Origin of the sequence: Pilibacter termitis, assembly GCF_900167335.1 — a bacterium.
Classification (GTDB): Bacteria; Bacillota; Bacilli; order Lactobacillales; family Streptococcaceae; genus Pilibacter; species Pilibacter termitis.
On record NZ_FUXI01000025.1, the window covers coordinates 12,464 to 39,078 of the forward strand.

General features: G+C 38.2%; 28 protein-coding genes. 18 read left to right on the forward strand and 10 right to left on the reverse strand.

The genetic code is table 11. The annotated features are described in order from the left end of the window. The first annotated feature begins 66 nt into the window (after positions 1–66). Positions 67–1,122 (forward strand): FAD:protein FMN transferase, encoded by a 1,056-nt coding sequence (locus tag B5D30_RS10085; RefSeq protein WP_078807953.1) that lies wholly within the window; start codon positions 67–69, stop codon positions 1,120–1,122. A 243-nt stretch (positions 1,123–1,365) separates the two neighbouring features. Here B5D30_RS10085 and B5D30_RS10090 read toward each other — a convergent pair whose 3' ends face one another. Next, positions 1,366–2,412, reverse strand: a complete 1,047-nt coding sequence (locus B5D30_RS10090; protein ID WP_078807954.1) for a LacI family DNA-binding transcriptional regulator — start codon at positions 2,410–2,412, stop codon at positions 1,366–1,368. A gap of 208 nt (positions 2,413–2,620) precedes the next feature. On the opposite strand from B5D30_RS10090, the gene B5D30_RS10095 reads away from it, so the two are divergent. The 5 genes from B5D30_RS10095 (at position 2,621) to B5D30_RS10115 (ending at position 10,174) form a co-directional block, all read left to right on the forward strand. After that, the gene (locus B5D30_RS10095; protein WP_078807955.1) at positions 2,621–3,895 is read left to right on the forward strand and encodes an ABC transporter substrate-binding protein; all 1,275 of its coding nucleotides are present in this window, start codon (positions 2,621–2,623) and stop codon (positions 3,893–3,895) included. A 185-nt stretch (positions 3,896–4,080) separates the two neighbouring features. Next, positions 4,081–4,971 carry a carbohydrate ABC transporter permease gene (locus B5D30_RS10100; RefSeq protein WP_200806730.1) on the forward strand — a complete coding sequence of 297 codons (891 nt, stop codon included), beginning with the start codon at positions 4,081–4,083 and terminating at the stop codon, positions 4,969–4,971. A gap of 16 nt (positions 4,972–4,987) precedes the next feature. Beyond that, positions 4,988–5,806 carry a carbohydrate ABC transporter permease gene (locus B5D30_RS10105; protein ID WP_078807956.1) on the forward strand — a complete coding sequence of 273 codons (819 nt, stop codon included), beginning with the start codon at positions 4,988–4,990 and terminating at the stop codon, positions 5,804–5,806. A 15-nt stretch (positions 5,807–5,821) separates the two neighbouring features. Further along, positions 5,822–7,924 carry a glycoside hydrolase family 36 protein gene (locus B5D30_RS10110; protein WP_078807957.1) on the forward strand — a complete coding sequence of 701 codons (2,103 nt, stop codon included), beginning with the start codon at positions 5,822–5,824 and terminating at the stop codon, positions 7,922–7,924. Between the two features lie 21 nt (positions 7,925–7,945). Beyond that, on the forward strand, positions 7,946–10,174 hold the full coding sequence (locus B5D30_RS10115; RefSeq protein WP_078807958.1) for an alpha-galactosidase: 2,229 nt from the start codon (positions 7,946–7,948) through the stop codon (positions 10,172–10,174). Between the two features lie 377 nt (positions 10,175–10,551). Here the strand turns inward: B5D30_RS10115 and B5D30_RS10125 are convergent, their stop codons facing one another. After that, on the reverse strand, positions 10,552–11,643 hold the full coding sequence (locus B5D30_RS10125) for an ATP-binding protein (RefSeq protein ID WP_078807960.1): 1,092 nt from the start codon (positions 11,641–11,643) through the stop codon (positions 10,552–10,554). A 179-nt stretch (positions 11,644–11,822) separates the two neighbouring features. Here B5D30_RS10125 and B5D30_RS10130 point away from each other — a divergent pair, with 179 nt between their 5' ends. Then, complete coding sequence (locus B5D30_RS10130; protein ID WP_078807961.1) at positions 11,823–12,026, forward strand: hypothetical protein; 204 nt, start codon at positions 11,823–11,825, stop codon at positions 12,024–12,026. Between the two features lie 119 nt (positions 12,027–12,145). On the opposite strand, the gene B5D30_RS10135 is transcribed toward B5D30_RS10130, so the two are convergent. Further along, the gene (locus B5D30_RS10135; RefSeq protein WP_078807962.1) at positions 12,146–12,781 is read right to left on the reverse strand and encodes a 5'-methylthioadenosine/S-adenosylhomocysteine nucleosidase; all 636 of its coding nucleotides are present in this window, start codon (positions 12,779–12,781) and stop codon (positions 12,146–12,148) included. A gap of 301 nt (positions 12,782–13,082) precedes the next feature. On the opposite strand from B5D30_RS10135, the gene B5D30_RS10140 reads away from it, so the two are divergent. The 4 genes from B5D30_RS10140 to B5D30_RS10155 are packed head-to-tail and all read left to right on the forward strand — an operon-like array spanning position 13,083 to position 15,944. Then, positions 13,083–13,565 (forward strand): hypothetical protein, encoded by a 483-nt coding sequence (locus B5D30_RS10140; RefSeq protein ID WP_078807963.1) that lies wholly within the window; start codon positions 13,083–13,085, stop codon positions 13,563–13,565. A gap of 1 nt (position 13,566) precedes the next feature. After that, the gene (locus tag B5D30_RS10145; protein ID WP_078807964.1) at positions 13,567–13,920 is read left to right on the forward strand and encodes an RNA-binding S4 domain-containing protein; all 354 of its coding nucleotides are present in this window, start codon (positions 13,567–13,569) and stop codon (positions 13,918–13,920) included. Position 13,921: 1 nt separating this feature from the next. Then, entirely contained in the window at positions 13,922–15,031 is a 1,110-nt protein-coding gene (gene recF / locus B5D30_RS10150; protein WP_078807965.1) for a DNA replication/repair protein RecF, read from the forward strand. After that, positions 15,021–15,944, forward strand: coding sequence for a P1 family peptidase (locus B5D30_RS10155; protein WP_078807966.1), 924 nt, complete (start codon positions 15,021–15,023; stop codon positions 15,942–15,944). Before recF ends, B5D30_RS10155 begins: the two co-directional genes overlap by 11 nt. Positions 15,945–16,034: 90 nt before the next feature. Here the strand turns inward: B5D30_RS10155 and B5D30_RS10160 are convergent, their stop codons facing one another. Continuing rightward, a complete protein-coding gene (locus B5D30_RS10160; RefSeq protein WP_078807967.1) occupies positions 16,035–16,547 on the reverse strand; it encodes a hypothetical protein in 513 nt (170 codons plus the stop codon). A gap of 130 nt (positions 16,548–16,677) precedes the next feature. Here B5D30_RS10160 and B5D30_RS10165 point away from each other — a divergent pair, with 130 nt between their 5' ends. Continuing rightward, positions 16,678–16,914, forward strand: coding sequence for a hypothetical protein (locus B5D30_RS10165; RefSeq protein ID WP_078807968.1), 237 nt, complete (start codon positions 16,678–16,680; stop codon positions 16,912–16,914). Positions 16,915–16,973: 59 nt separating this feature from the next. Continuing rightward, entirely contained in the window at positions 16,974–17,243 is a 270-nt protein-coding gene (locus B5D30_RS10170) for a helix-turn-helix domain-containing protein (RefSeq protein WP_268802119.1), read from the forward strand. Positions 17,244–17,296: 53 nt separating this feature from the next. Here B5D30_RS10170 and rpmH read toward each other — a convergent pair whose 3' ends face one another. Continuing rightward, a complete protein-coding gene (gene rpmH, locus B5D30_RS10175; protein ID WP_078807970.1) occupies positions 17,297–17,431 on the reverse strand; it encodes a 50S ribosomal protein L34 in 135 nt (44 codons plus the stop codon). Between the two features lie 292 nt (positions 17,432–17,723). Here rpmH and gyrB point away from each other — a divergent pair, with 292 nt between their 5' ends. Both gyrB and B5D30_RS10185 read left to right on the forward strand, forming a co-directional pair. Continuing rightward, positions 17,724–19,676: a DNA topoisomerase (ATP-hydrolyzing) subunit B gene (gene gyrB / locus B5D30_RS10180; RefSeq protein ID WP_078807971.1), complete on the forward strand. Its 1,953-nt coding sequence runs from the start codon at positions 17,724–17,726 to the stop codon at positions 19,674–19,676. A 197-nt stretch (positions 19,677–19,873) separates the two neighbouring features. Next, positions 19,874–20,179 carry a PTS sugar transporter subunit IIB gene (locus tag B5D30_RS10185; RefSeq protein WP_078807972.1) on the forward strand — a complete coding sequence of 102 codons (306 nt, stop codon included), beginning with the start codon at positions 19,874–19,876 and terminating at the stop codon, positions 20,177–20,179. A gap of 105 nt (positions 20,180–20,284) precedes the next feature. Here B5D30_RS10185 and B5D30_RS13765 read toward each other — a convergent pair whose 3' ends face one another. From B5D30_RS13765 to B5D30_RS10195, 3 genes are all read right to left on the reverse strand, one after another. Then, complete coding sequence (locus B5D30_RS13765) at positions 20,285–20,422, reverse strand: hypothetical protein (RefSeq protein ID WP_159443255.1); 138 nt, start codon at positions 20,420–20,422, stop codon at positions 20,285–20,287. Between the two features lie 74 nt (positions 20,423–20,496). Next, a complete protein-coding gene (locus B5D30_RS10190) occupies positions 20,497–21,297 on the reverse strand; it encodes an MBL fold metallo-hydrolase (protein ID WP_078807973.1) in 801 nt (266 codons plus the stop codon). 108 nt (positions 21,298–21,405) lie between these two features. Next, on the reverse strand, positions 21,406–21,735 hold the full coding sequence (locus B5D30_RS10195; protein ID WP_078807974.1) for a DUF960 domain-containing protein: 330 nt from the start codon (positions 21,733–21,735) through the stop codon (positions 21,406–21,408). 134 nt (positions 21,736–21,869) lie between these two features. Here B5D30_RS10195 and B5D30_RS10200 point away from each other — a divergent pair, with 134 nt between their 5' ends. The 3 genes from B5D30_RS10200 to B5D30_RS10210 all read left to right on the forward strand — a co-directional run bounded on the left by B5D30_RS10200 (position 21,870) and on the right by B5D30_RS10210 (position 24,560). Further along, complete coding sequence (locus B5D30_RS10200; RefSeq protein WP_078807975.1) at positions 21,870–22,568, forward strand: YjjG family noncanonical pyrimidine nucleotidase; 699 nt, start codon at positions 21,870–21,872, stop codon at positions 22,566–22,568. 11 nt (positions 22,569–22,579) lie between these two features. Next, a complete protein-coding gene (gene udk, locus B5D30_RS10205; protein ID WP_078807976.1) occupies positions 22,580–23,209 on the forward strand; it encodes a uridine kinase in 630 nt (209 codons plus the stop codon). A 124-nt stretch (positions 23,210–23,333) separates the two neighbouring features. Further along, the gene (locus B5D30_RS10210) at positions 23,334–24,560 is read left to right on the forward strand and encodes a GH25 family lysozyme (RefSeq protein ID WP_078807977.1); all 1,227 of its coding nucleotides are present in this window, start codon (positions 23,334–23,336) and stop codon (positions 24,558–24,560) included. A 68-nt stretch (positions 24,561–24,628) separates the two neighbouring features. Here B5D30_RS10210 and B5D30_RS10215 read toward each other — a convergent pair whose 3' ends face one another. Together B5D30_RS10215 and B5D30_RS10220 are read right to left on the reverse strand one after the other, a co-directional pair. Further along, a complete protein-coding gene (locus tag B5D30_RS10215) occupies positions 24,629–25,657 on the reverse strand; it encodes an NADH:flavin oxidoreductase/NADH oxidase (protein ID WP_078807978.1) in 1,029 nt (342 codons plus the stop codon). 29 nt (positions 25,658–25,686) lie between these two features. Next, entirely contained in the window at positions 25,687–26,196 is a 510-nt protein-coding gene (locus B5D30_RS10220; RefSeq protein ID WP_078807979.1) for a GNAT family N-acetyltransferase, read from the reverse strand. Positions 26,197–26,615 lie beyond the last annotated feature (419 nt).

The following is a 26,615-nucleotide window of genomic DNA, read 5'->3' on the forward strand; positions in this document are numbered from 1 at the left end:
AAGAACTAGCCTTTTCTTCGTAAACTTTGATATAATAACAATCAGTATCAGAATCGAGGGAAAATGATGAAAAATAGAATAATGATTTTATTGCTTTCTTTGTTTGTATTGACTTCTTGTGCGAGTCAGTCGAGTGATAGTCGGAATTTGGTTGAGCAACCTTATAAAAAACGAGAGTTTTTACTTGGGACGTATGTTCAAGTGCGGATTTTTGACAAAGGAAAAGAAGATTTGCTTACTCCAGCGTTTGAGTTGATGAAACGTTTGGGGAACGAAATTGATAGTAATGATGACCAAAATGAAAGTGAAATCGACAAAATCAACGAGGCAAGTGGAAAAAAAGCGGTTGTTGTAAATGAGGAAATTTTTTATTTGGTGAAAAAAGCAAAGGAATATTCTGAGGAAAGCAATGGGAAATTCGATTTGACGATTGGTGTGATTACACAGCTTTGGCATATCGGTTTTGAGGACGCCCAAAAGCCTACACAATCAGAAATTGACCAAGCACTGCAACTCGTCAATTATCAAGACGTGGAGTTGGACGAGCAAAAACACTCTGTTTTTCTAAAAAAAGAGGGCATGAAACTTGATTTAGGTGCGATAGCAAAAGGGTTTATCACCGATAAAGTAGTGGAATTTCTGCAAAAAAATGGGGTTACCACAGCGATTGTAGACTTGGGAGGCAATGTATTTGTTCTCGGACATTCCTATCGCGGTGCGGACATACCGTGGACGGTCGGCATTCAAGACCCGAACAAAGCGAGAAACACTGAGGTAGGCACGCTTTTGGGGGTGAACGCTTCATTTGTGACGAGCGGTATTTACGAGCGGTATTTAAAAGTGAATGGAGAAGTTTATCATCACATCATGAATCCAAAAACAGGGTATCCGTTTGATAATGAATTAGCAGGTGTGACAATCGTTTCTGAAAAATCAATTGACGGCGACGGGCTTTCTACGACCGTTTTCGCTCTAGGGTTGAGTGAAGGCATGAAATATATCGAATCTCACAAAGGGGTAGAGGCTGTTTTCGTGACGAAAGATGATAAAATATACAAAACGAGCGGGGTGGAGAAAACATTTGAGTTGGATAAGGGGAGCGGGTATTTTTTGGGGGAGTAGAGAGAGAAAAACCACTTAGTTTTCTAGGTGGTTTTCTTATTTTGAAATATGGGCATCTCTAAAAACTCCGATTAAGACCAAATTAGATAGTTTTTTGTTTTTCGAGGAAATTGACAAAGAAAATCGGAAAACTATCAATTTTGGCTAAGCGTGAGTTTTTTAGAGGTTGCCTTTAACCATACTTTTTCTTACTATTTTTCAATGAATCGGCTGCAATCTATCTTCTTTTATCGTTTTTTATAATTAATTTTTTTGAATATCCACTTCCTCGATAGCTTGTAAACTTTCTCGTAAAATTAATTTCCCAGATAATACGATTCGTGTAGGCATAAAATTCTTTTCACTGATGACTTCCTTGCAAAGCTCTATTACCCAATGGACCATTTGGTCAATGTCAATGCGTAAAGTAGTAAGTGACGGTGTAAGATAACTAGTAACTTCTAAATCGTCAAAGCTACAAATTGAAAGTTCATCAGGAAGTGAAATATTTTCTTCTGTAAGTTTTCGGACGATACCTAGTGCCAATACATCAGAGGCTGAGATAATGAGGGTAGGACGAGGATTTGCAGTTGCTAATAACTTACTTGCCTCCTCGTATCCCGATTGAGCATACCACCCTTCACCGATAAAAAGTTGTTTATATTTTTCCAAATGATGTGCCGTCATCCATTCATCATACGCTCGTTCTCGCTCACCTAAAATGTCCATTACTCGTTCGTTTTTGATTCCCAAGCGTGCATTTATACCTGAAATAAAAGCGATATTGCGATGCCCAAGTTGAGCAGCGTAATCAAGCATAGAAATGGTTTCCTGATATAAATTCATTGAAACCGAAGAAAATTTGTCTGAGCAATTATAATCATCGACAATAATCAAATTGGGATTTAGCTGGTGAATTTTCTCGTGGATACTGTGTTTGATAAAGCCAATAACCACTACACAATCCACTTGTTTCACTCTCTCCCAATTATCTTCTAAGTAGGGGAGAAAAATCATAAAGTCTACACAATACTCCTGTGCTTTTAATGCTTGAGCTATTTTCTCTCTAATTTGACGATAATAGCTATCATCTGATTCAATTTTGCGTGAAATAGCTGAAATAATGCCAACGCAATTTCCTTTATTACGTCCACGGTATTTTCTAGGAACGTAATTTAGCTCTCGACAAGTTTGGTGAATGCGTTCACGGGTTTTTTCATTGATAGATAGTGTTGGGTCATTGTTTAAAACACGGGAAACAGTTCCCGGAGAAACGTTAGATTTTGCTGCAATGTCACGAATGTTTACCATAGTTTTCTACCTCGATTTCTCGAAAAATGTACTCTTTTTCAAATGATTTCTTTTTATTATAGCATTGAAATCGTTTTAATGAAAGGGTTTTTACTTGTTGAAAAAAATTTTAAAAAAGTGCTTGACAAAAAAATAAGTAAACATTAGTGTCTGTTTTGTAAGTAAGGAAAAGGTTTCCTTAACAAAAAAATATATCGGAGGTAGTAAAATGAAATTCAAAAAATGGTTAACAGTAGGTGCAGTTGCCGCGTCGCTTTTGGCACTAGGAGGGTGTGGGTCTAAAAGTGAAAGTAAAAATGGAAGCGACTCCAAGGACGTTACATTGAAGATGACGGTTTGGGATAACTTTGAGGCACCGGGAATGAAAAAAATAGCAGAAGCCTTTGAAAAGGAAAATCCAAATGTTCATGTAAAGGTTGAAATTACGCCTTGGGATCAATATTGGACGAAGTTAGAAGCCGCTGCAACGGGTGGAACAGCAGCAGACATTATTACAATGCACTCAAATGAGTCTTATAAATATATGTCAAATGGTGTACTTCTTAATTTGGATGACTTAATCAAAAACGGTGATGTTAAACTTGATGATTACTATGAAGGAACGCCCGGGCTTTTCACTTACAAAGATAGTCAATATGGGATTCCAAAAGATGTAAGTACAGTTGCACTTTGGTATAACAAGGAAATTTTTGATGCAGCAGGTGTTGCTTATCCTGATGATACATGGACATGGGAAACATTTGTTGATGTAGCGAAGAAATTGACGAATAAAGACAAAGGAATTTATGGTTTTGCCGCACCAAATAATTTGCAAGACGGCTATAACAATTTCATTTTCCAAAATGAAGGAACAGTTTTAAATGAAGCTCAAGACAAGTCAACTTTCGATAATCCGAATACAATTGAAGCGTTGCAATTTTATAGTGATTTGATTAACAAAGAAAAAGTATCGCCAACTTTGGCACAGTTAGCCGAAAATGACCCTCAAACGATGTTTCAATCAGGAAAAGTTGCAATGATTACCCATGGTTCATGGATGCCGGGAGTTTTCAAGGACAATGAATATACATTAGCAAATGCAGATTGTGCAGTTTTACCAAAAGGGAAAATTAGAGCGGCTGAATTAAACGGTTTGGGCTATTCTGTATTCTCAAAAACGAAATATCCAGAAGAAGCGAAAAAATTTGTTGCGTTCTTAGCCTCTAAAAAAGGAAATGAAATTCAAGCTGAAACAGGAACAGCAATCCCAGCATATAAAGGATTAGCAGAAGGTTGGGTGAAATCTTATCCAGAATTTAAAGTACAAGTGTTTGTTGATGAACTTGAATATGGTGTGATGAGACCATTCAATGCTACAACACTCAAATGGGAAAATCTTCAAAGTGAAGTGTTGAACGAAGCGTTTACAGGAAAAATGTCAATTGCTGAAGCAGCGAAGAAAATTCAAGAAGGCACAGATAAGATTATAAAAGAAAATAAATAAGTTTAAGGTGAGTTTATTCCTAATTCGCTAGTTTTGCGATGAAAAACTAGCGAATTGGGATAAGCGTAAGTTTGAAAACTCTCCTTGTGAAGAAGATAAGATATAAAACTAAGAACAATGAAACATTTGAAGTTAGTCGTTTGGCAGAGAATGGATTGTTTTTGGTTATACAAATGGAGGCAAGTATGTTTAAAAAGAAAAAATACGATAAGCAACATTTGATTTACGGTTATTTATTCATTGCACCAACAGCAATTGGCTTGTTTTTACTGAACATTTGGCCGGCAATTCAAACGGTTATGCTTAGCTTTCAACGCTCAACTGGTTTTGGCAACACTACATTTGTTGGGTTGGAGAATTATAAAAAATTATTTTCAGACAAAGAGGTTTGGCAATCTCTTATCAACACCACCGTCTATGTGGTTCTCTCAGTTCCAGCAATTATTGTGTTATCTCTTTTAGTGGCAGTTTTGATGAATCAAAAAATCAAAGGGTTATCCCTTTATCGAACGATTTATTTCTTGCCAGTAGTTGCAGCACCGTCAGCAGTGGCTATGTTGTGGCGATGGCTATTTAACTCAGAATACGGGCTGATCAATATTATTTTGCGAAAACTCGGAATGGGTGGCGTAGCATGGATGACCAATCCCAATATTGTGATTACGACAATTGTCATAGTGGGAATTTGGAGTGCGATTGGCTACAACATGATTTTGCTATTAGCTGGTTTGCAAGAAATTCCGAAAGACTATTACGAAGCAGCAACGATTGATGGTGCGACACCGGTGAAACAATTTTTTAATATCACATTACCACTTGTAACCCCAACGTTGTTTTTCGTAGTCGTGACAACTGTGATTGGAGCTTTTCAAGTTTTTGACGTCATTTTTATGATGATAGAGCCGGGTAGTGAAGCTATGCTCCATACGGAATCTCTCGCCTATCTCTTTTATAAACATTCCTTTATTTTAAACGATAAAGGCTATGGTTCTGCAATTGTTGTTTTGCTCTTGCTCATTATTTTAGCATTGACAGGTGTGCAAATGAAGTTGCAGAAAAAATGGGTCAACTACTAAGAGGAGGAGTGAGAATATGTTTAAAAATAAAAATTGGATTGTGCATCTAGTCTTAATTATAGGTGGCTTGACAATGATTGTGCCGTTTATTTGGATGTTTTTAACGGCGTTAAAGACACCGACGGAGTCAACTGCTATTCCGCCGATTATTTTTCCTAAAAAATGGCAATGGAATACGTTTGGCGATGTGGCGGAAGTTTTGCCGTTTATGAAGTTTTACATTAATACCGCTTTAATGGTTATCGGTCGTGTGATTGGTTCAGTCTTGTTCAGTGCTATGGCAGCTTATGCCTGTGCAAGATTGAAATTCCCGGGTAGAAATTTATTTTTCACTATGGTATTGGTGCAAATGATGATTCCGTCACAAATTTTCATTGTTCCTCAATATCTTCTAGTGCAGAAATTAGGGCTTTTGGATACTGTGCCAGCCTTGATTATTCCGGGAATTATTAGTGCTTTCGGGACTTTCTTGCTTCGTCAATTTTTCCTCAGTTTGCCAGATGATTTAGAGGAGGCAGCTGTTTTAGATGGTGCGAGTGTTTGGACGATTTTCTTTAAAATCATGTTACCTTTAGCACGTTCTGGATTGATTTCACTTGCGATTTTCACCTCGCTTTTTGCTTTCAAAGATTTGATGTGGCCGTTGATTGTTAATAATTCAATTGACAAGATGACCTTAGCTTCTGGGCTTGCCAATCTTCAAGGGCAATATTCGACCAATTATCCACAATTGATGGCAGGTTCGCTTTTAGCTATTTGGCCAATGATACTCATTTTCATCATATTCCAGAAGAAATTTATTCAAGGAATTGCAACGTCGGGTGGAAAATTATAGTAAGGAATGGTGTGAATGGAGAAATTAATGTTTCAAGAAAATGGACTTTATATTATTTTAGAAGTCACAAAAGAGCGTGATATTCGCCTACTTCATTTTTCTGATATGCCAGAGGGGGAAAATGTAGTAGACGATAAGGAAATCGCAACACATCAGAGATTGGTGGAACTTCGATTTGCAGGTGAGAATGTTGCGAAACATCACGGGCCAAGACAAATAGGAGGTCTCCCGGGACATCGCTTGAAATTTCAAAAATTTGTTGAGAAAAGAAATGACTTTGGTAAGGTTATTTCATTTTCCCTCGTAGATGAGCAAACGAAAGTTGAAGTAATCGTTCATTGGCAATTTTACGACGGAATCAAGACGATAAGAGCGTGGACAGAAGTTATCAATCACGGGGTAGAAGAAGTAGTGATAGAACAAGTTTCTTCGTTTTATTTGTCGCATATTGATACCGAGGGGAATTTGCCGAGAAATGAGAAAATGATGATTCATTTGCCGCACACTTCATGGTCAAATGAAGGAATGTGGAAAAAATATACGTTGCAAGAGTTAGGATTTTATGCAGACGAAATTGCAAGTTCCAAGCGGATTTTTGGTAGCAATACGGGGAGTTGGTCGTCGCAAGAATTAGCACCTATGGCAATTTTGGAAAATCAAGAAACAAAAGGTTTTCTTGCATGGCAAATTGAAAACAACGGCTCGTGGTATTGGGAAATTTCAGGGCTGAAAAATCTCTTGTACTTACAACTCTCGGGACCGAACGATGAAGAAAACCAATGGTATAAGTCGTTGAAACAACAGGAGCGTTTTCTAAGTGTTCCTGTTGCGATTAGTTTTTCACATGGCAAAGTGGATAACGTATTAGGTGAATTAACTCAATATCGTCGTAAGATTCGTAGGGAAAATCAAGACAATCGCAAGCTAGGTGTCATTTTCAATGACTATATGAATTGCCTTTTTGGTGACCCTACAACTGAAAAAGAGTTGCCGTTGATTGATGTAGCAGCGGAAATGGGATGTGAGTATTATTGCATTGACGCAGGGTGGTACTCTGCAGGTGATTGGTGGGACGGCGTTGGAGAATGGCAACCGTCATTTGAACGCTTTCCAAATGGTATTCAAGAAGTTACGGATTATATTCGCTCGAAGAAGATGATTCCGGGTTTGTGGCTGGAAATTGAAGTAATGGGGATTAGGTCGCCTTTAGTTGAAAAAACGCCAAAAGACTGGTTTTTCCACAGGCATGGTAAGCCAGTAATTGACCGAGGACGTTATCAGCTGGATTTTAGAAACCCTGAAGTACAAGCATTTGCTGATGAAATTATTCAAAGGCTAGTGGAAGAGTATGGTGTCGGGTATATTAAAATGGATTACAACATTGATATTGGTGCAGGAACGGATTTGAAAGCAGATAGTTTAGGAGATGGTTTGCTAGAGCATAATCGTGCTTATCTTGCTTGGTTAGACCGCCAATTTATCAAATATCCTCATTTGATTATTGAAAGTTGTAGCAGCGGAGGAATGCGTGAAGATTATGCGTTATTATCTCGTCATAGCTTGCAGTCTACAAGCGATCAGGAAAATTATCTTAAAACAGCTGCAATAGCTGCGAATGCTAGTAGCTTGATGACACCTGAACAAGCAGCAGTCTGGTCTTATCCTTTGGAAAAAGGGGATATGAACGAAGTCGTATTCAATATGACGAATGCTCTGTTACTTAGGATTCATCAAAGTGGTCATCTTGCGAATTTGACTGCAGAGAGAAAAAAACTTGTGAAAGAAGCGATAGAAACCTACAAAACGGAGATACGCTCAATGATTCCAGAGAGTCTTCCTATTTTTCCGCTGAATCAATTTGCAAACTTTGAGCAGAACTGGCATAGTTTCGGGCTTGCAAATTCGGAGGAAATTTATGTTGCACTTTGGAAAAAGACGCCGGAATCCAACGAAATAGAGCTGGATTTTCATGAATTACATGGCAAGGAAATTGATTTGAGTTTAGTCTATCCAAAAGGCTGGCAATATGATTATTCGTGGCAAGCTAAAACAGGAAAATTGGTCATTTCCATTGACGGAGAAAACACTGCAAGGGTGTTTAAAATAGTTGTAAAATAAAAAGAGAGATGAGGGTATCACTTGATTAATATTAATGAAAAAAACTTAGAATTTCACCTGAAAAATGAACAAATTAGCTATATCTTTCGTGTAATGGAAGAGACGGAAATAATGGAACAGCTCTATTTTGGAGCAAGTATTGATGAATATGATCAGTATGATTTTTTGATTGAACGTGAGTCAAAACCGGGAAATAATCAAATTGAAGGAAGCCAAATTACCAATTTAGATGACATCAAGCAAGAGTTGCCTGTGTATGGCACGACTGATTTTCGTCAACCAGCACTTGAAATTGTCTATCCAAATGGGGATAGAATTAGCCATTTTGCCTATGACCGCTATGAAATTCGTCAGGGGAAAATGCGTTTGAAAGGTTTGCCGAGTACGTTTGGGTCGTCAGAGGATGTTGAAATTTTAGTGATTTTTCTCAAAGATAGATACTCTGATATGGAAGTCGAGCTACACTATGCAATTTACAAAGATTTCCCAGTAATTACAAGACAAAACATTATCCGAAATCATGGCACAACAACTTATCAGTTAGAGAGTTTTTTGAGTTTAAATTTGGATATGCCAAATGAAAATTATGAGTGGTTGCATTTGCATGGTGCGTGGGCGAGGGAGGCACAATTGTCTCGTGACAAACTAATCATTGGAACGCAACAAATTACAAGTACACGTGGAGCGAGTTCTCATATGCACAATCCATTTTTTGCTCTCGCCACTCCTGAAACAACGGAAAATCAAGGACGTGCTTATGGGTTTAGTTTGATTTACAGCGGGAATTTCTTAGCACAGATTCAATTGGATACTTACGATATTGCACGTATCCAGCTAGGAATTAATCCTTTCCAATTTTCATGGGAATTAGCAGGAAATGCTAGTTTTACAACGCCGGAAGCGGTGATGGTGTATAGCGAGAACGGTCTAAATGGCATGAGTCAAACATTCCACAATTTTTATAAAGAACATTTAATCAATCAAAAATGGGTGCATAAAACTCGACCTGTTTTGATTAATAATTGGGAAGCAACGTATTTTGATTTTGACGAAGAAAAAATTCTGACTATCGCAAGTAAGGCGAAAGATTTGGGGATTGATTTATTTGTTCTTGATGATGGTTGGTTTGGTACACGTGATACAGATGATGGTTCTCTTGGAAATTGGACGCCTGATTTGAGGAAATTACCCAATGGCATTACAGGTTTAGCGGAGAAAATTGTAGATTTAGGTTTGCAATTTGGTCTCTGGTTTGAGCCAGAAATGGTCTCAGTTGACACACCGTTATTTTCCGAACATCCCGATTGGCGAATTGGAAATCCAAAGAAACATATTTCGCATGGACGTAACCAATTTGTCCTTGATTTTAGCCGTCCAGAAGTGGTGGAAAATATTTTTGAGCAGATGGATAAAATACTTTCAACGGCTCCGATTAGTTACATTAAATGGGATATGAATCGCTACATTTCTGAAAGTTTTTCAGCTACATTAGGAAGGAAAAATCAAGGAGAGCTTTTCCACCGTTATATTTTGGGGGTGTATGCTTTGTATGAGAAAATTTTGGATAAGTATCCCGGTTTATTAATCGAGTCATGTGCTGGCGGAGGTGGGAGATTTGACTCTGCGTTACTCTACTACGCTCCTCAAGCATGGGCAAGTGATGACACAGATGCTGTTGAGCGTTTGCGAATTCAATATGGCACGTCTATGGTTTATCCGCTGTCCTCAATTGGTAGTCACGTTTCGGAAGTGCCGAATCACCAAGTCGGTCGTTTGACCTCGCTTGAAATGCGAGCAAACGTTGCGATGTTTGGTACGTTTGGTTATGAATTAGACATTACGCATTTTGATGAAGCAGAAAGTGCAGAGATTCGCAAACAAATTAAGACATTCAAAAACTATCAAACTTTGATTCACGAGGGAGATTTTTATCGGTTGAAAAGCCCGTTTGGCAACAATGAAACTGCATGGCTGGTTGTTTCTAAGGATAAAAAAGAAGCCTTAGTTGGCTGGTATCAAGTTCTAGCGAAACCCAATCCCGCTTATCAACGGTTGCGTTTAACTGGTTTAGCTGCTGAGAAAACCTACATTGTGAACGAAGACGGTCAAGAAACATTACGAAAAGGAAAAGATTTAATGTCAGCAGGTGTGTTATTAGGCGAAAACTTAATCAATCGCTCAGAAGGCGAACAATCTCACAAGCGTTACGGAGATTTTCAATCAAGATTATTCTATCTTTCTGAAAAATAATAAACAAAAGCATTTCAAACGGACAATGGTTTGAAATGCTTTTTTCATTTGGCTACTTCTAAAAATTACGTTTAATGCAAAAAATAAATAGGTTGTTGATTATTGAGGAAATCAACGAAAGCCATGCGGGGACAAGAAAAGCGAGCGGGGCGTTAAGGAGTTTGTCGCAGTGAGCCATGCCATTTACTTGCCTGAAGCAGAGCTTCAGGTGGCATTGCGAACAGCGACCAAGTTTCAGCCCCTCGCAGCTGGACAAATTTGAGGAGGCTGACAAAGAAAACCGGAAAACTAGCAATTTTGGCTAAGCGTGAGTTTTTTAGAGGTTGCTTTAAACCATACTTTTTCTTACTATTTTTCAACGAATCACCTACAATCTGTTACATCAATCTCTTCCTCAACTCAAAATACTCTTTCATAAAAGGGATTGAAAAATCCAAGTAAGCATATCTCGGTGAGATGATAATGCCACAGTCAAGCAATCTTGCACGATAATTTGCTAGATAATTGTTTGGTTTTCCTAGTTCTTCACTGATTGTTTGGAGTTTCACAGGTAAGTCGTTTTTTGACATCGCCTCTAAAAATTGGATATCCATATCGGATAACTCGCTTATTACTTTAGAGATGACGTTGCGAAACAATTCTTCTTGAACGGCGGGGAGAATGGTGAGTATATCTTCTTTTGTTATTTTTTCGTGCAGTTCTTTTTCCCACAAATAATAGCCAAGCAATTGGAAAACGTACGCATAGCCTTTTGTTGATTTTGTCGCAAAATCAATCGCCTCCGTTTCAAATGTAATGCCTTTTGAGGCGAAACTACGCTGATAGGTGGCGTGTATATCCATTAGGTGAATCGGCTCGAGAAACACTCTTTTACTTCTTAGTAAAAATGTCAGCACTTCCTCGTTTTGTAGCTCGGAAATTTGGTGTGGCAATCCTGTCATGATAATGGCGATGTCATATTCTTCACGTATCCACACTTGATACATTGAGGCAAACTCTCGAAGTTGAACGGAGTTTTGAATTTCATCTATGGTAATCAATAGAGAAATTCCATTTTCTTTTAAAATTTCAAGCATTTCGGTGAAAATGACTTGATAGCTGAACTCTTGGCTTTTTTCATTTATCTGAAAAGAAAATCCTAAGGCAGAAAAACTGACACCGTTTAAACGGTCAAATATTTTTTTCATTTTAGGCGTGGCTTTTTTGTAAAGCATACCAAGGATATTGACGAGCAGATTTTCATTCATTGGCACGTTGACCACAAGCCACTCCTCTGAGTTGTTCATTTCTTTTGCTATATCGGTAATCAACGAAGTTTTTCCGCTACCACGCATACCAGAAACGAGTGTGGTACGATAAGGACTATTTGTATCGTTCAGTCCGTCAGAAATTTTTGCGACAATCTCTTGTCTGCCAATAAAAAACGGAGGAATTTTTCCGAATTGTGGATTGAATGGATTTCTTATCATAGCTGCACCTTCTTTTTTATAACTTTTTATTACTTTGATTTCAATTTTATCACTTTTTATAACTTTTTACAACTTTGGTTTTTGTTTTATCACTTTTTATAACTAAGATTTTTGAATCTCCACGTCCTCATTCTTTCCGAGGCTCCACACGCTCATTATCAAACAAAGAAGAACAATGAATGTCGCCATTTTTTCTGCTTATTCAAATGGACGACAAGGAATTGTCTGAGAAAATATTAGAGGAATTAGAATTGGTCAGTCAAGAATTTCTGCAAATGTGGCTATGTGTTTTGTATAAGGCATATCAACATTTTTTCAATCTAAAATTTGGAGAAAATGAGTTTTCAAGAAAAGAATTGCAGAGAATTGCTGAAGGAATTTGATTATGAGCATATTGCGTTTCAAGTGGAGAATGCGATAAGGCAGTTATAAGGGGGGTAAAAACTCACGTTTCTCCAAAATCGCTAGTTTTGGCGGAAACGGAGTTTTTAGAGGTAACCATTTAATAATACCGACTTTTCAACCCCTCAATCAAAATATCCACCGATTTTTCGGCTGCTAAATTTTCATAGTTTTGGAAAGTTTTCACCGCTGTATCGTTTGCAAAATCTGTAATAATGCGAACGCTGATGAAAGGAATTTGATAGTTGCAAGCAATTTCAGCAAGAAATGCACTTTCCATATCCACAGCAATCGCCCCGAGTTCCCAGATTTTTCGTTTTTCTTCAATATCTGTCAAAAATTGCTCTTTCGTATAAATACAGCCTATTTCACTTGACGGATAGACCTTTTTGAAAATTTGCACGAGTTTTTCATCTGCTGAAAAAGTTGCCTCGCTGTTTTCTATTTTGTATTTCTCGCCAATCACAACGGCGAGCGGGGAAAGGGAATAGGCGATAGCACCAGAAAAACCAACGCCAATCAAATGTTGCACTTGAAACTCTTGAATTAACATTTCTGCAAGCACTTGTATATTTTTCTTTTCTCGATTGTAAAGGTAGGCAAGCACGATTTTCTTGCCCTTAATTTCCCCTTTATAGAAAAGAAAATCAGCGATTTTTTCTTCGGTTAAATGCTCCATTTCGTCCAATAGAAATTCAATTTCATTATTGACAGAGCAGACGACTCCAATACGCATAGCGACCCCTCCAGTTCTTCTTTCCTTGATTATAGCACATGAGCACCTATAAAAACTCACATTTACCCAAAATTGCTAGTTTTGTATTAAACGGAGTTTTTATAGGTGCTATATGTTTATCAAAGATTATTTATATAAAAGGCTTTTATTTTCCACCATTAGCAGTTATACTTTTGACAAGGACTTTTTTTATAGAGAAAAGCGTAGCGGGCGTTCAGGAGTTGGGATGTTGTGAGCAGTCGCCCAACTCCTGCCCCTCGCAGCTAGACAAAAAGAGAAACTTTTAGAAAGCAGTGAACAAATGAAAAGAAAAAAGAAAATTGTACGCTTTGGACTTCTTCCGCTTTTTATTTTAATTTCAATGATGGTGGGATTTCTTTTCTACTATTTCAAACAGAAAACACATCAGTTAGAGCAAAACGGTGTGGCACTAGATTTTGCGTTAGATGTGAAAAAAGTGGAAAAAGGGAGCTTGCAGCTTTATTTTGTAGATGAAAACAAAAATCGGATAGATATTTATAGAGAACCTTCTTTGAAAGGTTTTCAAACGAAAGGTGTTTATTTTTTCACAGGAGATGTGGATTTGAAAGTTTCGACAACGCATGGAGAGTTAACGTTAATCAAAGGAATTTCTTCTAGCAAGCGAAACGAGCTGAAAGTGAAAAGTTCAGCGTTTTATGAAAATGAACTGTTTTCGATTTCCACTAAGTATTCTTATTATAGAAAAATTGATTTTCAAAAATATGATACGAGCGATAAGGAAACCGTGAAAAAAGGAGAATAAAATGGAGTATATTTTATACAAGGAATTTTTGACGTTAGGTCAATTTTTAAAAGAAATCGGTGAAATTCAAACAGGTGGCGGGGCGAAAATTTACCTTGCTACACAAAAAGTTTGGCTCAATCAAGAGTTAGAAAATAGACGTGGGAAAAAATTGTACCCAACAGATGTCGTACGTCTTGAAAATGGGGACGTGTATGAAATGCGAAAACCAACAAGTGAAGAATTGCGTGAACGTGAGGCGGATTTGGCGGAGAAAAAAGCACTTGAGGAGCGAGTTCGCAAGTTAAATCAAGCACAAAAGGCGAAAAAGAAACCAAACAAACGCAAAAAAGCTCCACGCTTTCCGGGGAGATGATATGCTGATTTCTCATTTACATTTACAAAACTACCGCAATTATCAAGAGGTAGAGCTTGATTTTTCTCCGTCTATCAATATTTTTCTAGGCGAAAATGCACAAGGAAAGACGAATTTGCTTGAAAGTCTATATGTGCTGGCTCTCACAAAGTCGCACCGCACCAATAATGAAAAGGAATTGATTTATTTCAAGGAAAAAGAAGCTCGTTTGACTTGTGAAGTGGTGAAACAAACAGGAAAAGTACCGCTGGAAATTCGTTTCACACCGAAAGGAAGACGAGGCAAGGTCAATCACATCGAGCAGAAAAAATTGTCCCAATATATCGGCAAACTCAACGTGATTTTGTTTGCTCCAGAAGATTTGGAGCTTGTCAAAGGAACGCCGAGCGTTCGCAGGAAATTTTTAGACATGGAAATTTCACAAGTCAGCCCGATTTATTTGTATGATTTGGTGCAATATCAGCGACTTTTGAAACAAAGAAATCAATACCTCAAGCAAACTGCTTTTGAAAAACGAACGCTAGATGAGCTATACTTAGATATTTTGGACGAGCAACTCGCCGAATATGGCGAAAAAATTCTCCAAGTCAGACGTGAATTTGTGCAAAAGCTAGAAAAATTTGCAAGTGTTCTTCACGCCAACATTAGCAATCAAAAAGAGAAATTGCACCTTGAATATCATTCGACAATTAAAGAAGATAGCGACTATCTTTCACAATTGAAAAACGCTCGAAAAAAAGACGTCAAACATTTTTCCACATCTGTCGGGATTCATCGTGACGATTTGTTATTTTTTGTCAATGAACTAGACGTGGCAAGTTTCGGCTCGCAAGGTCAACAGAGAACAACCGCACTTAGCGTAAAACTTGCGGAAATTGATTTGATGTATGATGAAACAGGCGAGTATCCGCTCCTTCTTTTAGATGATGTCATGAGCGAATTAGACAACGAGCGACAACTTCATTTGCTAGAGGCGATTCAAGGAAAAGCACAGACTTTTATTACGACTACGACATTAAAGCATTTGGAAAATTTAGATGTTGTGGCACAAATTTTTGAAATTGAACAAGGGGCAGTGAAAGACAAACAGGAGGAAGAGCATGAAGAATAACATTTTAGACATTAAAGGCATCAAAGTCGGTCATTGCGAGAACAAACAAGCAAGAACAGGTGTCAGTGTGATTTTAGTTGAAAATGGAGCGGTTTGTGGTGTAGACGTACGTGGTTCAGCACCGGGTACTCGTGAAACGGATTTGCTCAATCCAATCAATACGATAGAAAAAGTTCATGCCCTCGTGCTTTCTGGCGGTTCGGCATTTGGTCTTGCCTCAGCAACAGGGGTGATGAACTATCTGGAAGAAAGAGAAATCGGCTTTGATGTTGGTGTAACCAAGGTGCCGATTGTGCCAGCGGCAGTTTTATTTGATTTGGCAAATGGAGAGGCACATATTCGTCCAGATGAGAAAATGGGTTATCAAGCGTGTGAAAATGCAAGCGACACACACTTGCCAGAAGGAGATGTCGGTGCAGGTTGCGGAGCGAGAGTAGGGAAAATATTAGGAATGCAAAATTCCTGCAATAGTGGAATTGCCTCTTTTGCAAAAACGACTGAAAGTGGCATAACAGTAGCAGCGATTGTTGCAGTCAATGCGTTTGGCGATGTTTTAAAAGACGGAGAAATTATTGCAGGTGCCAAAGACGAGCAGGGAAATTTTGCAAATTCCGCCAAAGTTTTGCAAGGAATGTTCTCTCAACCGAAATTTTCAGGTCAAAATACGACAATCGGCTTGATTGCAACTAATGTTGCACTTACCAAATCTCAAGCTACAAAAGTAGCAAGCATGGCACATGACGGCTTGGCGAGAAGTATTTCACCCGTTCACACGACATTAGACGGCGACACCCTCTTTTGCCTGTCAACTTGCGAAAAAGAGCTAGAAAACGCACCCGTTGACCTAATCGGCATTATGGCTTGTGAAGTGCTAGAAAAAGCAGTTGTGCGAGCGGTTGAGGTTTGTGAGTAGAAAAAGAAACATCCGCTAGGAACGATAGACATAGCGGATGTTTCTTTTTTAAGTGCTTACAAAAAGTGTTTTTTTGTAGTCGATTTCTAATCAAAGATGTTTTGCTGTTTCTGCATCTAGCTTTTCCTTATTATCAAGGAGGTAAACAGGCTTGTCATTTTCCACTTCTAATGTCCAATTTGTAAAATCAGTCTTGCTGTTTACAGCAATTTCTCCTTTGATTTGGTCAACCCCTGCAATCTTATGAAAATCCAAAGATTTCTTTTTTTTCGCTACACTTGCAACTTCTTTATTTTCTAATGTTAAGTCAAATTTATTCAATACGAAAGTAATTTCTTCGTTACTCTCTTTTTGTTCATACCCTGTAATTTTATATTGTTTGTTGTCGAAAGAGATAGCGATGACTTCTCCAGAATTGAAATAGTTTGTTTTCAGTTCCGTGAGTTGTGCATGGGTTAAAACACCAAAAACTTCCTGTTCCTTTTTTGTGCTTGTAGAGATAGAAGTGGAATTTGTTTTTTTCTCACTTGTTTTTGAGTTATTTTCGCATGCACTCAAAAGGAAAAGTGATGCAAGTACTAATAATAATTGTTTTCTTTTCATAAAAAATCACTACCTTTCTTTTTATTGTATGTTTATGTTATCATAAAAAAAAGGAAAAGAAAACGCTTAGAAGAAAAACGCAAACTTTTCTTACATTTATGACAATTTCAAATAAAGAAAGGGGAAACTTATGGATTGGAACTATGGAAAAATATGGGCACATCTAAAAACTCCGGTTAAACCAAAATTAGCTAGTTTTTCGATTTTCAAGGAAATCGACGAAAGTTATGTGGTTCATCAAAAAGCTAAGAGGGGTGTTCAGGAGTTTGTCGTAGTGAGCCATGCTATTTACTTGCTTGAAACGAAGTTTCAAGTAGCATTGCGAACAGCGACCAAACTCCTGCCCCTCGTAGCTAGACAAGGTTGAGGAGATTGACGAAGAAAATCGGAAAACTAGCAATTTTGGGGAAGCGTGAGTTTTTAGAGGTGCCCATATACAAACAAATCCGTAAAGAGAAAGGTTTGACACAAAAGGAAATTTGTAGAGACTTTACGACTCGTGTGACGTTGTCGAATATTGAAAACGGGAAACACGTTCCTAATTTATTTTTGATAGAATACCTACGTTTTGGAATTTGTACGGAAGATAAAGAAATGGTCAATCGTGGGATTGAAATTTTAAAACTATCCGAAGAAAAAGAGCAGTTAGCTAAATTAGAATTAGAGTGTAAACGCTATTTTGAAGGTGGAAAATAAAAACCAATTCCCCTCGAGTAAGGAATTGGTTTTTTGTTTAAGTTCTTTGCCTATTAAGCAGCCAAGACCTTGCGTCCTTTGCGACGACGTGCAGCAAGTACGCGACGACCGTTTTTCGTTGACATACGTTTACGGAAACCATGCACTTTTTGACGCTTACGTTTGTTTGGTTGATAAGTACGTTTCAAAATTTACACCTCCAAATAAAAAATTATGTGTACTGTCTACATCTGCGCTTTTTTCTAAGTACTTAGACATACCTTGTAATAATAAAGCTGTGTGCGTGATTTGTCAAGTAAATTTCCTTTTTTGTCGAAAAAATGGTATAATCGTAATGATATGTCATTTTGAAAATGAAATGATTTGTAGGAGTTTTGGGCAATTTCATTCAACCGTAAAATAGCTGAAATTATTGGGTTTAAGGGATGTTCTAACTCTGTTTTTAGAGGAATAATATAGCAATGAAGGAGATTAGAATAAATGAGCGAGGAACGCAATGTAGAAGAATTACGTGAATTAGCCAAGGAATATGATGCCAGTCAAATTCAAGTTTTAGAGGGGCTTGAGGCGGTGCGTAAACGTCCCGGTATGTATATCGGTTCAACGAGTAAAGAGGGATTGCATCACTTAGTTTGGGAAATTGTTGACAATTCGATTGACGAGGCATTGGCTGGTTTTGCGACAAAAATTGATGTGATTATCGAAAAAGATGATTCCATTACCGTAGTCGATGACGGTCGTGGGATTCCTGTTGATATTCAAGAAAAAACAGGACGTCCAGCCGTTGAAACAGTATTCACCGTTCTTCACGCAGGTGGAAAATTTGGCGGAGGCGGTTATAAAGTATCAGGTGGACTACATGGTGTAGGTTCTTCCGTTGTAAACGCACTTTCCACAAGTCTTGATGTAACAGTTCACAAAGAAGGGAAAAAGTATTTCCAAGAATATCGTCAAGGGAATGTCGTAGCCGACTTAAAGGAAATTGGCACAACCGATACACATGGAACGACTGTTCACTTCGTGCCAGACCCTGAGATTTTTACTGAAACAACCGAATTTGATTTTGAAAAACTTGCCACTCGTGTGCGTGAGCTGGCATTTTTAAATCGAGGATTGCAGATTTCAATTACCGATAAACGTGGTGAAAAGGACAAAACACGTGAATTTCACTACGAGGGCGGGATTGTTTCCTATGTCGAATATTTAAATAAAAAGAAAACGCCGTTATTTGAACAACCAATTTATAGCGAGGGTGAACTTGACGGTATTACGGTTGAGATTGCCATGCAGTACACTTCAGGCTATGACACAAGCGTATTATCATTTGCCAATAACATTAACACGCATGAGGGTGGTACGCATGAAAATGGTTTCCGTACAAGCCTGACTCGTGTGGTCAACGATTATGCACGCAAGCAAAAGATTATCAAAGAAAATGAAGACAATTTGACAGGGGAAGATGTTCGTGAAGGCTTAACGGTCGTGATTTCAGTGAAACACCCAGACCCTCAGTTTGAAGGGCAAACGAAAACGAAACTCGGCAACTCTGAAGTCTCAGGAATTACCGGTCGACTTTTCAGCGAGGCATTCAACAAATTCCTCATGGAAAATCCAAAAGTAGGAAAATTGATTGTCGAAAAAGGGATTCAAGCCTCAAAAGCTCGTCTTGCAGCCAAACGTGCCAGAGAAATGACACGTAGAAAAAATCCTTTAGAGTTGAGTAATTTGCCGGGGAAACTAGCCGATTGCTCAAGTAACGACCCAGAGCAAACAGAATTGTTCATTGTCGAAGGAGATTCTGCGGGCGGTTCAGCGAAAAACGGGCGAAATCGTAAATTCCAAGCGATTTTACCAATTCGAGGGAAAATCTTAAACGTTGAAAAAGCAAGCATGGAAAAAATTCTTGCCAACGAAGAAATTCGCTCACTCTTTACCGCAATGGGCACAGGGTTTGGTGGAGACTTTGATGTGACAAAAGCACGCTATCGCAAACTTGTGATTATGACCGATGCCGATGTTGACGGTGCTCACATTCGTACCTTGCTGTTAACCCTTTGCTATCGCTATATGCGTCCACTTGTTGAGGCGGGGTATGTCTATTTTGCCATGCCACCACTTTATGGAGTGAAGCAAGGGAAAAATATCACATACGTGCAACCGGGACCAAATGCCGAGGAGCGTTTACAGGAAATCATGAATAGTCTGCCAAGCTCACCGAAACCAAACATTCAGCGTTACAAAGGGCTTGGAGAAATGGACGATCATCAGCTTTGGGAAACAACTATGGACCCAGAACGTCGCACGATGGCACGTGTTCGCTTAGAGGACGCTGAGGAGGCAAATCGTGTGTTTGAAATGCTTATGGGTGATGATGTTGAACCAAGACGTGAGTTTATCGAAGAAAATGCACGTTATGCGACACTTGATTTATAAATCAACAGGACTGTTCACGCAGTCCTTTTTTGATGAAAATTAGAGAAGAAACTATTCAAAATCTTTTCATTCTTACTTTCAGATAGCTTAGCGTTGAAATTTCAAAGGATTAGCGATAAGATAGACTTATGATAAAGTTCTAATTTAAAATAAGAGGGATTTGAAAAAAATCAAAAACCTTTATTGGAGGAATCGACATGAAAAAAACACAAATTCGCTTGTTCTGCTCTGCGGGTATGAGTACCACTTTGCTAGTAAAAAAAATGCAAAAAGAGGCAGATTCTAAAGATGCAAATGTTGAAATCGAGGCGTTTCCAGTAAGTGAAATCTCCTCTCATGCAAAAGATGCAGATGTGATTCTACTAGGTCCTCAAATTCGCTATTTGGAAGGAAAGGTAAAAGAAGAATTTCCAGAGAAAAAAATCGAAGTCATTGCCATGCGTGATTACGGCATGATGGACGGAAAAAAAGTGTTTGAAAATGCAATGGAGCTATTGAAATAAAAAAGCGAGCCTGAATTATTCTCAGGCTCGTATTATTATAGGGCACCTCTAAAAACTCACGCTTATCCAAAATTGCTAGTTTCCCGATTTTCTTCGTCAGTCTCCTCAACCTTGTCTAGCTACGAGGGGCAGGAGTTGGGTCGCAGTTCGCAACAGCACTGGAAACTTCGTTTCCAGTAAATAAATGCTGTGGCTCACTACGACAAACTCCTGACCGCCCCTCTCCGCTTTTCTATGAACCACATAGCTTTCGTCGATTTCCTCGAAAACAAGAAAAACTATCTAATTTTGGCTTAACCGGAGTTTTTAGAGGTGCCCTATACTGTAAACAATTCTGTCGGCTCATCATAGCTTGTGTCTAGCACTTTAAATTGTTCGTTTACCCCAAAATCATGTTGCATTAATACAGTTTCCATTGTCATATGTGCGAGTTCTTTGATATTATTTTCTCGGCTCAAATGTCCAAGGAAAATTCGTTTTGTCTTGTCGCCTAAAATATCCGTCATGGCAATTGCTCCGTCCTCGTTTGACAAATGCCCCTCATCGCCTAAAATGCGTTGTTTCAAATGCCAAGGGTAAGCACCAGCACGCAACATATCTATATCATGATTGCTCTCCATTAAATACGCATCAGCATTACGAATAATTCCACGCATTTTCTCGCTCACATAACCCGTATCAGTGAGCATGACAAACGACTTATTATCTTTTTGGAAAGTGTAAAACTGTGGTGCAGCAGCATCATGGCTTACGCCAAAACTCTCAATATCAATATCGCCAAATGTTTTTGTAATCCCCACCTCAAAAAGATGTTTTTGAGCAGTCGGAATTTCTCCAATGGATTTCGGCATAGCATTCCATGTTTTTTCATTTGCGTATAAATCAATCTCATATTTTCTTGCAAGCACCCCGATTCCTTTGACGTGATCGGAATGTTCGTGTGTAACGAGTAAAGCATCTAAATCACTTGCTTTACGACCGATTTTCCCAAGCAATTCTTCGATTTTTTTTCCAGAAAATCCTGCGTCTACCAAAATTTTCTTCTGTGCTGTTTCAATATAACAAGCGTTTCCTGTTGACCCACTTGCTAAAATACTTACCTTAAATCCATTTTCCATGACGAACCTGCTTTCTATGTACCCTTTACTAAAAACTCGCGGAAGTCTTTAGCGATATTTTTATTATACTTCCACAAGAGCAAAAAAACAATGAGAGAACTCATTGTTTCAGCTTTTGTTTCGTTGATTAATCTCAGTAGGAAGTAAAATTGTTTCATTCCTGCCGTCATCATAGGCATAGACTTCTTTTGGAAAATCATATGAATACTCAAATGGCAAGTCTACCGCCACTTCCATTCGTTTGTCTTTTTGTGAAAAATGGAGGGTAAGTCTACCGTCATGATTTAATAATTGGAAAGTAATTAGCTCGTCTAGCTCAACTACTCCTTGTAAATTCATGTCAATAACGACCCAAATGCTATCAATGATTTCTCCGGGTAAACTAGAAACCACCCCAAATGATGCAAAACGATTGCGATTGATAGAAAAATTTTTCATAGTAATTCCCTCGATTCTGTTCTCATAGAAAAAAGATACCTTGTTTTTTAAAGAAGGTCAAGTAATCGAATTGTTAGATGACAAATTTTTTGATATAGAGTATCTTTAGGATAATAACAAATTGGAGGTATTTTATGCAAATCTTGCTTTTTGATGTAGACAATACGTTGTTGGACTTTGATTTAGCAGAGAAAAACGCACTTTGTGCAATTTATGAAAAATATGGTATTGATGTGAACGACGAGGCTCTTTTTGTCTTTAGTGAAGTAAACAAACATCTATGGTTGCAAAATGAACGAGGAGAAATTGAACGCAGTGAGCTATTTGCTAAACGTTTCCCACAAGTGTTTGAGAAATTGGGGATTTCGTATGATTTTGATAAAAATCACGACATTGATACGGAATATCGTACGTTTCTTTCGCAAAATCATGCGTTAGTTGACGGTGCGTTAGAGATGTTGAACCATTTGCAACAACAATCTGCACAGATGTACATTGTGACTAACGGGACACCTTCTGTTAGCCGACCGAGAATTGAGGGGGCTGGCTTGTCTAATTTTTTCCAAGATATTTTCATCAGCGAAGAAATTGGTGCCAATAAACCAGACAAGCGATTTTTCGATTTTGTCTTTTCCAAAATTCCTCCTGTCGAGAAAAAGGAAGTGTTTATCATTGGAGACTCACTTTCTAGCGATATACTTGGCGGAAAAAATGCAGGAATCACAACAATTTGGTATAATCCTAAGAGACAAAAAAATGAACAATCCTTCTCAGCTGATTATGAAATTCAGCATTTAATGGAGTTGGTGGAAATATTGAATAAAAAATCGTAAGGAGCTAAACAATGTCAAATCGGAAAAAACCAATTATTATAGGTGTTACAGGCGGTAGTGGAAGTGGGAAAACGAGCGTAAGTCGTGCAATTTGTACTAATTTTCCCAATCACTCGATTGCCATGATTGAGCATGATAGCTATTATAAAGACCAAAGCGACATTAGCCTTGAGGAAAGGCTAAAAACCAATTATGACCACCCTTTTGCTTTTGATACGGATTTGCTTGTTGAGCATTTGAAGAAAATGCTCCGCTACGAGCCGATTGAGATACCGATTTATGACTATGTCAATCATACAAGAAGTGAGAAAGTCATTCATCAATTGCCTCAAGAAGTCATTATTTTGGAGGGGATTCTGATTTTAGAGGACAAGAGACTGCGAGAGTTAATGGATATAAAAATTTTCGTAGACACCGATGATGATGTTCGTATTATCCGCCGTATCAAGCGTGATATGCAGGAAAGAGGGAGAAGTCTGGACTCTGTTATTGAGCAATATCTTGGTAGTGTAAAACCTGCCTATCATCAATTTATCGAGCCAACCAAACGATATGCTGATGTGATTATTCCAGAGGGGGTAAGTAATAGAGTGGCGATTGATTTGATTAATACAAAAGTAGGAAGTATTCTCAAGGATTAGAGTTGCATTTAAGTTTGAGGTAAGTCAGTATAAATTTTTTTTAAAGTCTGAGTGATATAGGTTAAATTAATCGGGAAAATTTAGTATAGTAGAAGTGAAGTAAGTATATAAGGGGGAAGCAAATTTGAAGAGAAAGGAAATCATCTGGGCGTTTTTATTTATTGGACTTTTTCTGTTCCAAAGCACTGCCTTTGCAGAAGAGCCTAAAGAAGTACCGATTGAGAAAAACCAAGTAGATTTTATTGATATTTCAAGTCATAACGGCTCCATGAGTGAAAAGGAGTTTAAAATATTAAAGAAAAATGGTGTCAAAGGGGTAGTTGTTAAAGTTTCCGAGGGGACTTTGATGGAGAACGGCAAGTTTTACGTCAATCCGCTCGCCAGAAAACAAATAACCGAGGCAAAAAAAGCAGGTTTGGCAGTCTCAGTGTACCATTACGCCAAATTTTCCAATGCAAAAAGTGCCAAAGAGGAAGCGGAATTATTTATTCAAGAAGTGCGAAAACTAGGGCTTTCCGAAGATACACTCCTTGTAAACGACATGGAAGACAGCTATACGCTAACTAATGAGGACAACAAAAAGAGAAATACACGTCAAGAAATCACCAACAATATGCTCTTGTTCCAAAATACGTTGAACAGTGCAGGTTTTTCTTATGTGGTGCATTACACGTATGAGAATTTTCTCCGCAATAATCTGGACGGCACACGTTTAGGCAAGGCGAGTCTATGGATGGCGAATTATTTGCATACGACAGAAAGTGATAAGTACAAGGAAAATCTTGCGTGGCAATGGACGAGTAGCGGTCATGTAGAAGAGGATATTGTGCCAGAAGATGCCACTACCTCACGATTTGACTTTAACGTTGATTATTCTGGGATTTTCACCAATAATTTGCCAAAAGTAAAGGCGAGTTATATTAGTAAAAATCCAAGTGAAGTCGTCGCACAAAAAGAGATTTCGAGTTATTGGGATATTCATTTGACAGGAAAAAAATCCAAAACATATAAGCAAGGCGAAAAAATAGAAGTTGCAGCGATTCAAATGCAAGTTGACGGCACGCCAACTCTGCTGTTAAAAGACGGTAGCTATCTAAGTGCCAACCTACAAGACGTTTTGCCACCTGTTGCACATATTCAAAAAATGGCAAAAGAAAAACGGAAAAACATTCTTTTAGAAGAAGTGAAACGTGAAATGGCTGAAGAAACAGGCGAACAAGGTGTTTTAAAAATGCTAAAAAGCCCAATTGTCACAATAGAAAATGAAATCCCCACTCGTGAAGTGAAAATTTTACCCGGAGGGATTTCAGAGGTGATTGGGGAAGTGAAAGAAGAAAAGATTGTGAAATAGCGATTTTCCAGAGGTGCTTGTGGGTGCCTATGAAAACGAGGTTGGAAATACTCCAAACCTCGTTTTTTCTATTTCATTATTTTTCCACGAATAACAGCTCGCTCATAAGGTTTTGGTAAATCTATTTCGCCTGTTAATTCAGCTTTTGCGTGCAAACACCAATAAGGTGAAGTTAAAAGCGGACGTCCAAGAGCGATAAAATCACTCGCTGCACTTTCTATGACGGCATTAGCGATTTCAGGATTTCCTAAAATACCTACCGCAATCGTAGGTAAGTTGATTGCATTTTTGATTGTTTCTGCAAATTTCACTTGATAACCTGCATAAATCGCAGGAGGTGCAATTTCGCTTTCTCCGCCAGAACTAACGTGGAGAACATCAACACCTGCCGTTTTACATTTTTTCAAAATAGGTAGCAAATCGTCCAATGTATAGCCACTTTCCGCATATTCCACCGCCGAAACACGAAGAAACAACGGTATTTCATCTGGCATTATTTTTTTCACCCGCTCAATAATTTCTAGCAAAAAACGCTCGCCCTTTCCGTATTCGTCCGTTCGAGTATTGCTCAACGGCGAGAGAAATTGATGAATCAAATAACCATGAGCGGCGTGAAGTTCGATAAAATCCACCCCAGCAGTCACAGCACGATGAACGGCAAGTGTAAATTGTTCGATAATTTCTTTGACCTCAAGTGTAGTGAGAGCGTTCGGCGTTTGATAATTTTCAGAAAAAGCAATAGCACTTGGTGCAACAGCTACACCACCTCCTTTTGCTTTTCGTCCTGCGTGTGCAATTTGTATGCCGACTTTTGTGTCGTGACGGTGAATTTTTTCGACAAGATTTGCTAGTGGTGCGATTTGTTCATCTTGCCACAATCCCAAATCGTTTTTGGAAATTCGCCCGACAGGCGAAATGGCACAAGCCTCTAAAATAATTGCCCCTACTCCGCCAACCGCACGAGAAACATAATGCGTTTCATGCCAATCATTTACACAACCGTCTTCGTTTCCTACCATATACTGACACATTGGAGCCATAAACACTCGATTTTTCATTTTCATTTGTTTAATTTTTACTTCTTCAAAAAGTTCCATTGTCAACCTTCTTTCCATTCCGTGAGTTGTCAGTCAAAAAATTTTTGATAGGCAATTCTAGGACTTCCGTCTTCAACTGTTACAATACCACGCTTTTCAAATGCCAAAGCGGCGATTACCTTTTGCATAATCTTATTTTTTTCATGCGTATCAACACGCACTTCTTTAAAACCTAATCGTTTTGCTTCATATAATAGGAGGGAAAAGAACAACTTGCCCACACCTTTTTGTCGAACCGAACTTAAAGTAGACAGGCGGTGAATGGTTGCGTAGTTGTCATTATTATTTTTCCACGACCCTTGTGAAATGGTGCGATAATTTGCATCAGGCGTTTGTTGCAACGCTGCATAACCAATCACTTGTTCATCATCAGTCAGTACATAAGCGAAATTTTGCTCTATATCTTTTAATACGTCCAATTTATTTGGATACTCTCCTTGCCATTGAGGAATTTCCTGCTCATGCAAAAACGTTCGTGCGTCTGAAAAAATTTGTAAAATTGTTTTCATATCTTTTTGTGTTGCTTTTCTTATTTTCATTTGACCACCTTTTTTTATAGATATTAGTATTATATCATGGAAATCCGTTTATTTTCAGTTGAAAAAGCGGGCTTTTCTCCCGTTGAAAATAAAAAGCGAAAAATTTTTTTGCTTATTTTATGGAGTGAAAGCTCATTATTATTCAAAGTTTACAACGAATTATCGAACATTCATTATATTTATATCTCTAAAACAACGGGAAAGACAAACATTGAAGCATAAACGAAGAAATAAGCCTTAAAATTTTTACATTAAATTCCTTGCACTCTCCCCAAAAACATGGTAAATTATTCCTTGTCGTCAAGCGAGTAACAAACGCTTGTGAAAAAGACCTCAAAAAACTTTTTTAAATTTTTTACAGAAAATCGTTGACAAACGAAAAGAAGTAGAGTAAGATATAAAAGTTGACTCGTGAAGTT

Coding starts and splice junctions, on each gene's coding strand:
- B5D30_RS10200 (WP_078807975.1), top strand. CDS start 21,870: ATGCAAATCTTGCTTTTTGATGTAGACAATACGTTGTTGGACTTTGAT.
- udk (WP_078807976.1), top strand. CDS start 22,580: ATGTCAAATCGGAAAAAACCAATTATTATAGGTGTTACAGGCGGTAGT.
- B5D30_RS10160 (WP_078807967.1), bottom strand. CDS start 16,547: ATGAAAAGAAAACAATTATTATTAGTACTTGCATCACTTTTCCTTTTG.
- B5D30_RS10140 (WP_078807963.1), top strand. CDS start 13,083: ATGAAAAGAAAAAAGAAAATTGTACGCTTTGGACTTCTTCCGCTTTTT.
- B5D30_RS10165 (WP_078807968.1), top strand. CDS start 16,678: ATGGATTGGAACTATGGAAAAATATGGGCACATCTAAAAACTCCGGTT.
- B5D30_RS10190 (WP_078807973.1), bottom strand. CDS start 21,297: ATGGAAAATGGATTTAAGGTAAGTATTTTAGCAAGTGGGTCAACAGGA.
- B5D30_RS10125 (WP_078807960.1), bottom strand. CDS start 11,643: ATGATAAGAAATCCATTCAATCCACAATTCGGAAAAATTCCTCCGTTT.
- B5D30_RS10135 (WP_078807962.1), bottom strand. CDS start 12,781: ATGCGTATTGGAGTCGTCTGCTCTGTCAATAATGAAATTGAATTTCTA.
- recF (WP_078807965.1), top strand. CDS start 13,922: ATGCTGATTTCTCATTTACATTTACAAAACTACCGCAATTATCAAGAG.
- B5D30_RS10100 (WP_200806730.1), top strand. CDS start 4,081: ATGTTTAAAAAGAAAAAATACGATAAGCAACATTTGATTTACGGTTAT.
- gyrB (WP_078807971.1), top strand. CDS start 17,724: ATGAGCGAGGAACGCAATGTAGAAGAATTACGTGAATTAGCCAAGGAA.
- B5D30_RS10155 (WP_078807966.1), top strand. CDS start 15,021: ATGAAGAATAACATTTTAGACATTAAAGGCATCAAAGTCGGTCATTGC.
- B5D30_RS10195 (WP_078807974.1), bottom strand. CDS start 21,735: ATGAAAAATTTTTCTATCAATCGCAATCGTTTTGCATCATTTGGGGTG.
- B5D30_RS10095 (WP_078807955.1), top strand. CDS start 2,621: ATGAAATTCAAAAAATGGTTAACAGTAGGTGCAGTTGCCGCGTCGCTT.
- B5D30_RS10185 (WP_078807972.1), top strand. CDS start 19,874: ATGAAAAAAACACAAATTCGCTTGTTCTGCTCTGCGGGTATGAGTACC.
- B5D30_RS10090 (WP_078807954.1), bottom strand. CDS start 2,412: ATGGTAAACATTCGTGACATTGCAGCAAAATCTAACGTTTCTCCGGGA.
- B5D30_RS10110 (WP_078807957.1), top strand. CDS start 5,822: ATGGAGAAATTAATGTTTCAAGAAAATGGACTTTATATTATTTTAGAA.
- B5D30_RS10215 (WP_078807978.1), bottom strand. CDS start 25,657: ATGGAACTTTTTGAAGAAGTAAAAATTAAACAAATGAAAATGAAAAAT.
- B5D30_RS10105 (WP_078807956.1), top strand. CDS start 4,988: ATGTTTAAAAATAAAAATTGGATTGTGCATCTAGTCTTAATTATAGGT.
- B5D30_RS10220 (WP_078807979.1), bottom strand. CDS start 26,196: ATGAAAATAAGAAAAGCAACACAAAAAGATATGAAAACAATTTTACAA.
- B5D30_RS10145 (WP_078807964.1), top strand. CDS start 13,567: ATGGAGTATATTTTATACAAGGAATTTTTGACGTTAGGTCAATTTTTA.
- B5D30_RS10130 (WP_078807961.1), top strand. CDS start 11,823: ATGTCGCCATTTTTTCTGCTTATTCAAATGGACGACAAGGAATTGTCT.
- B5D30_RS10085 (WP_078807953.1), top strand. CDS start 67: ATGAAAAATAGAATAATGATTTTATTGCTTTCTTTGTTTGTATTGACT.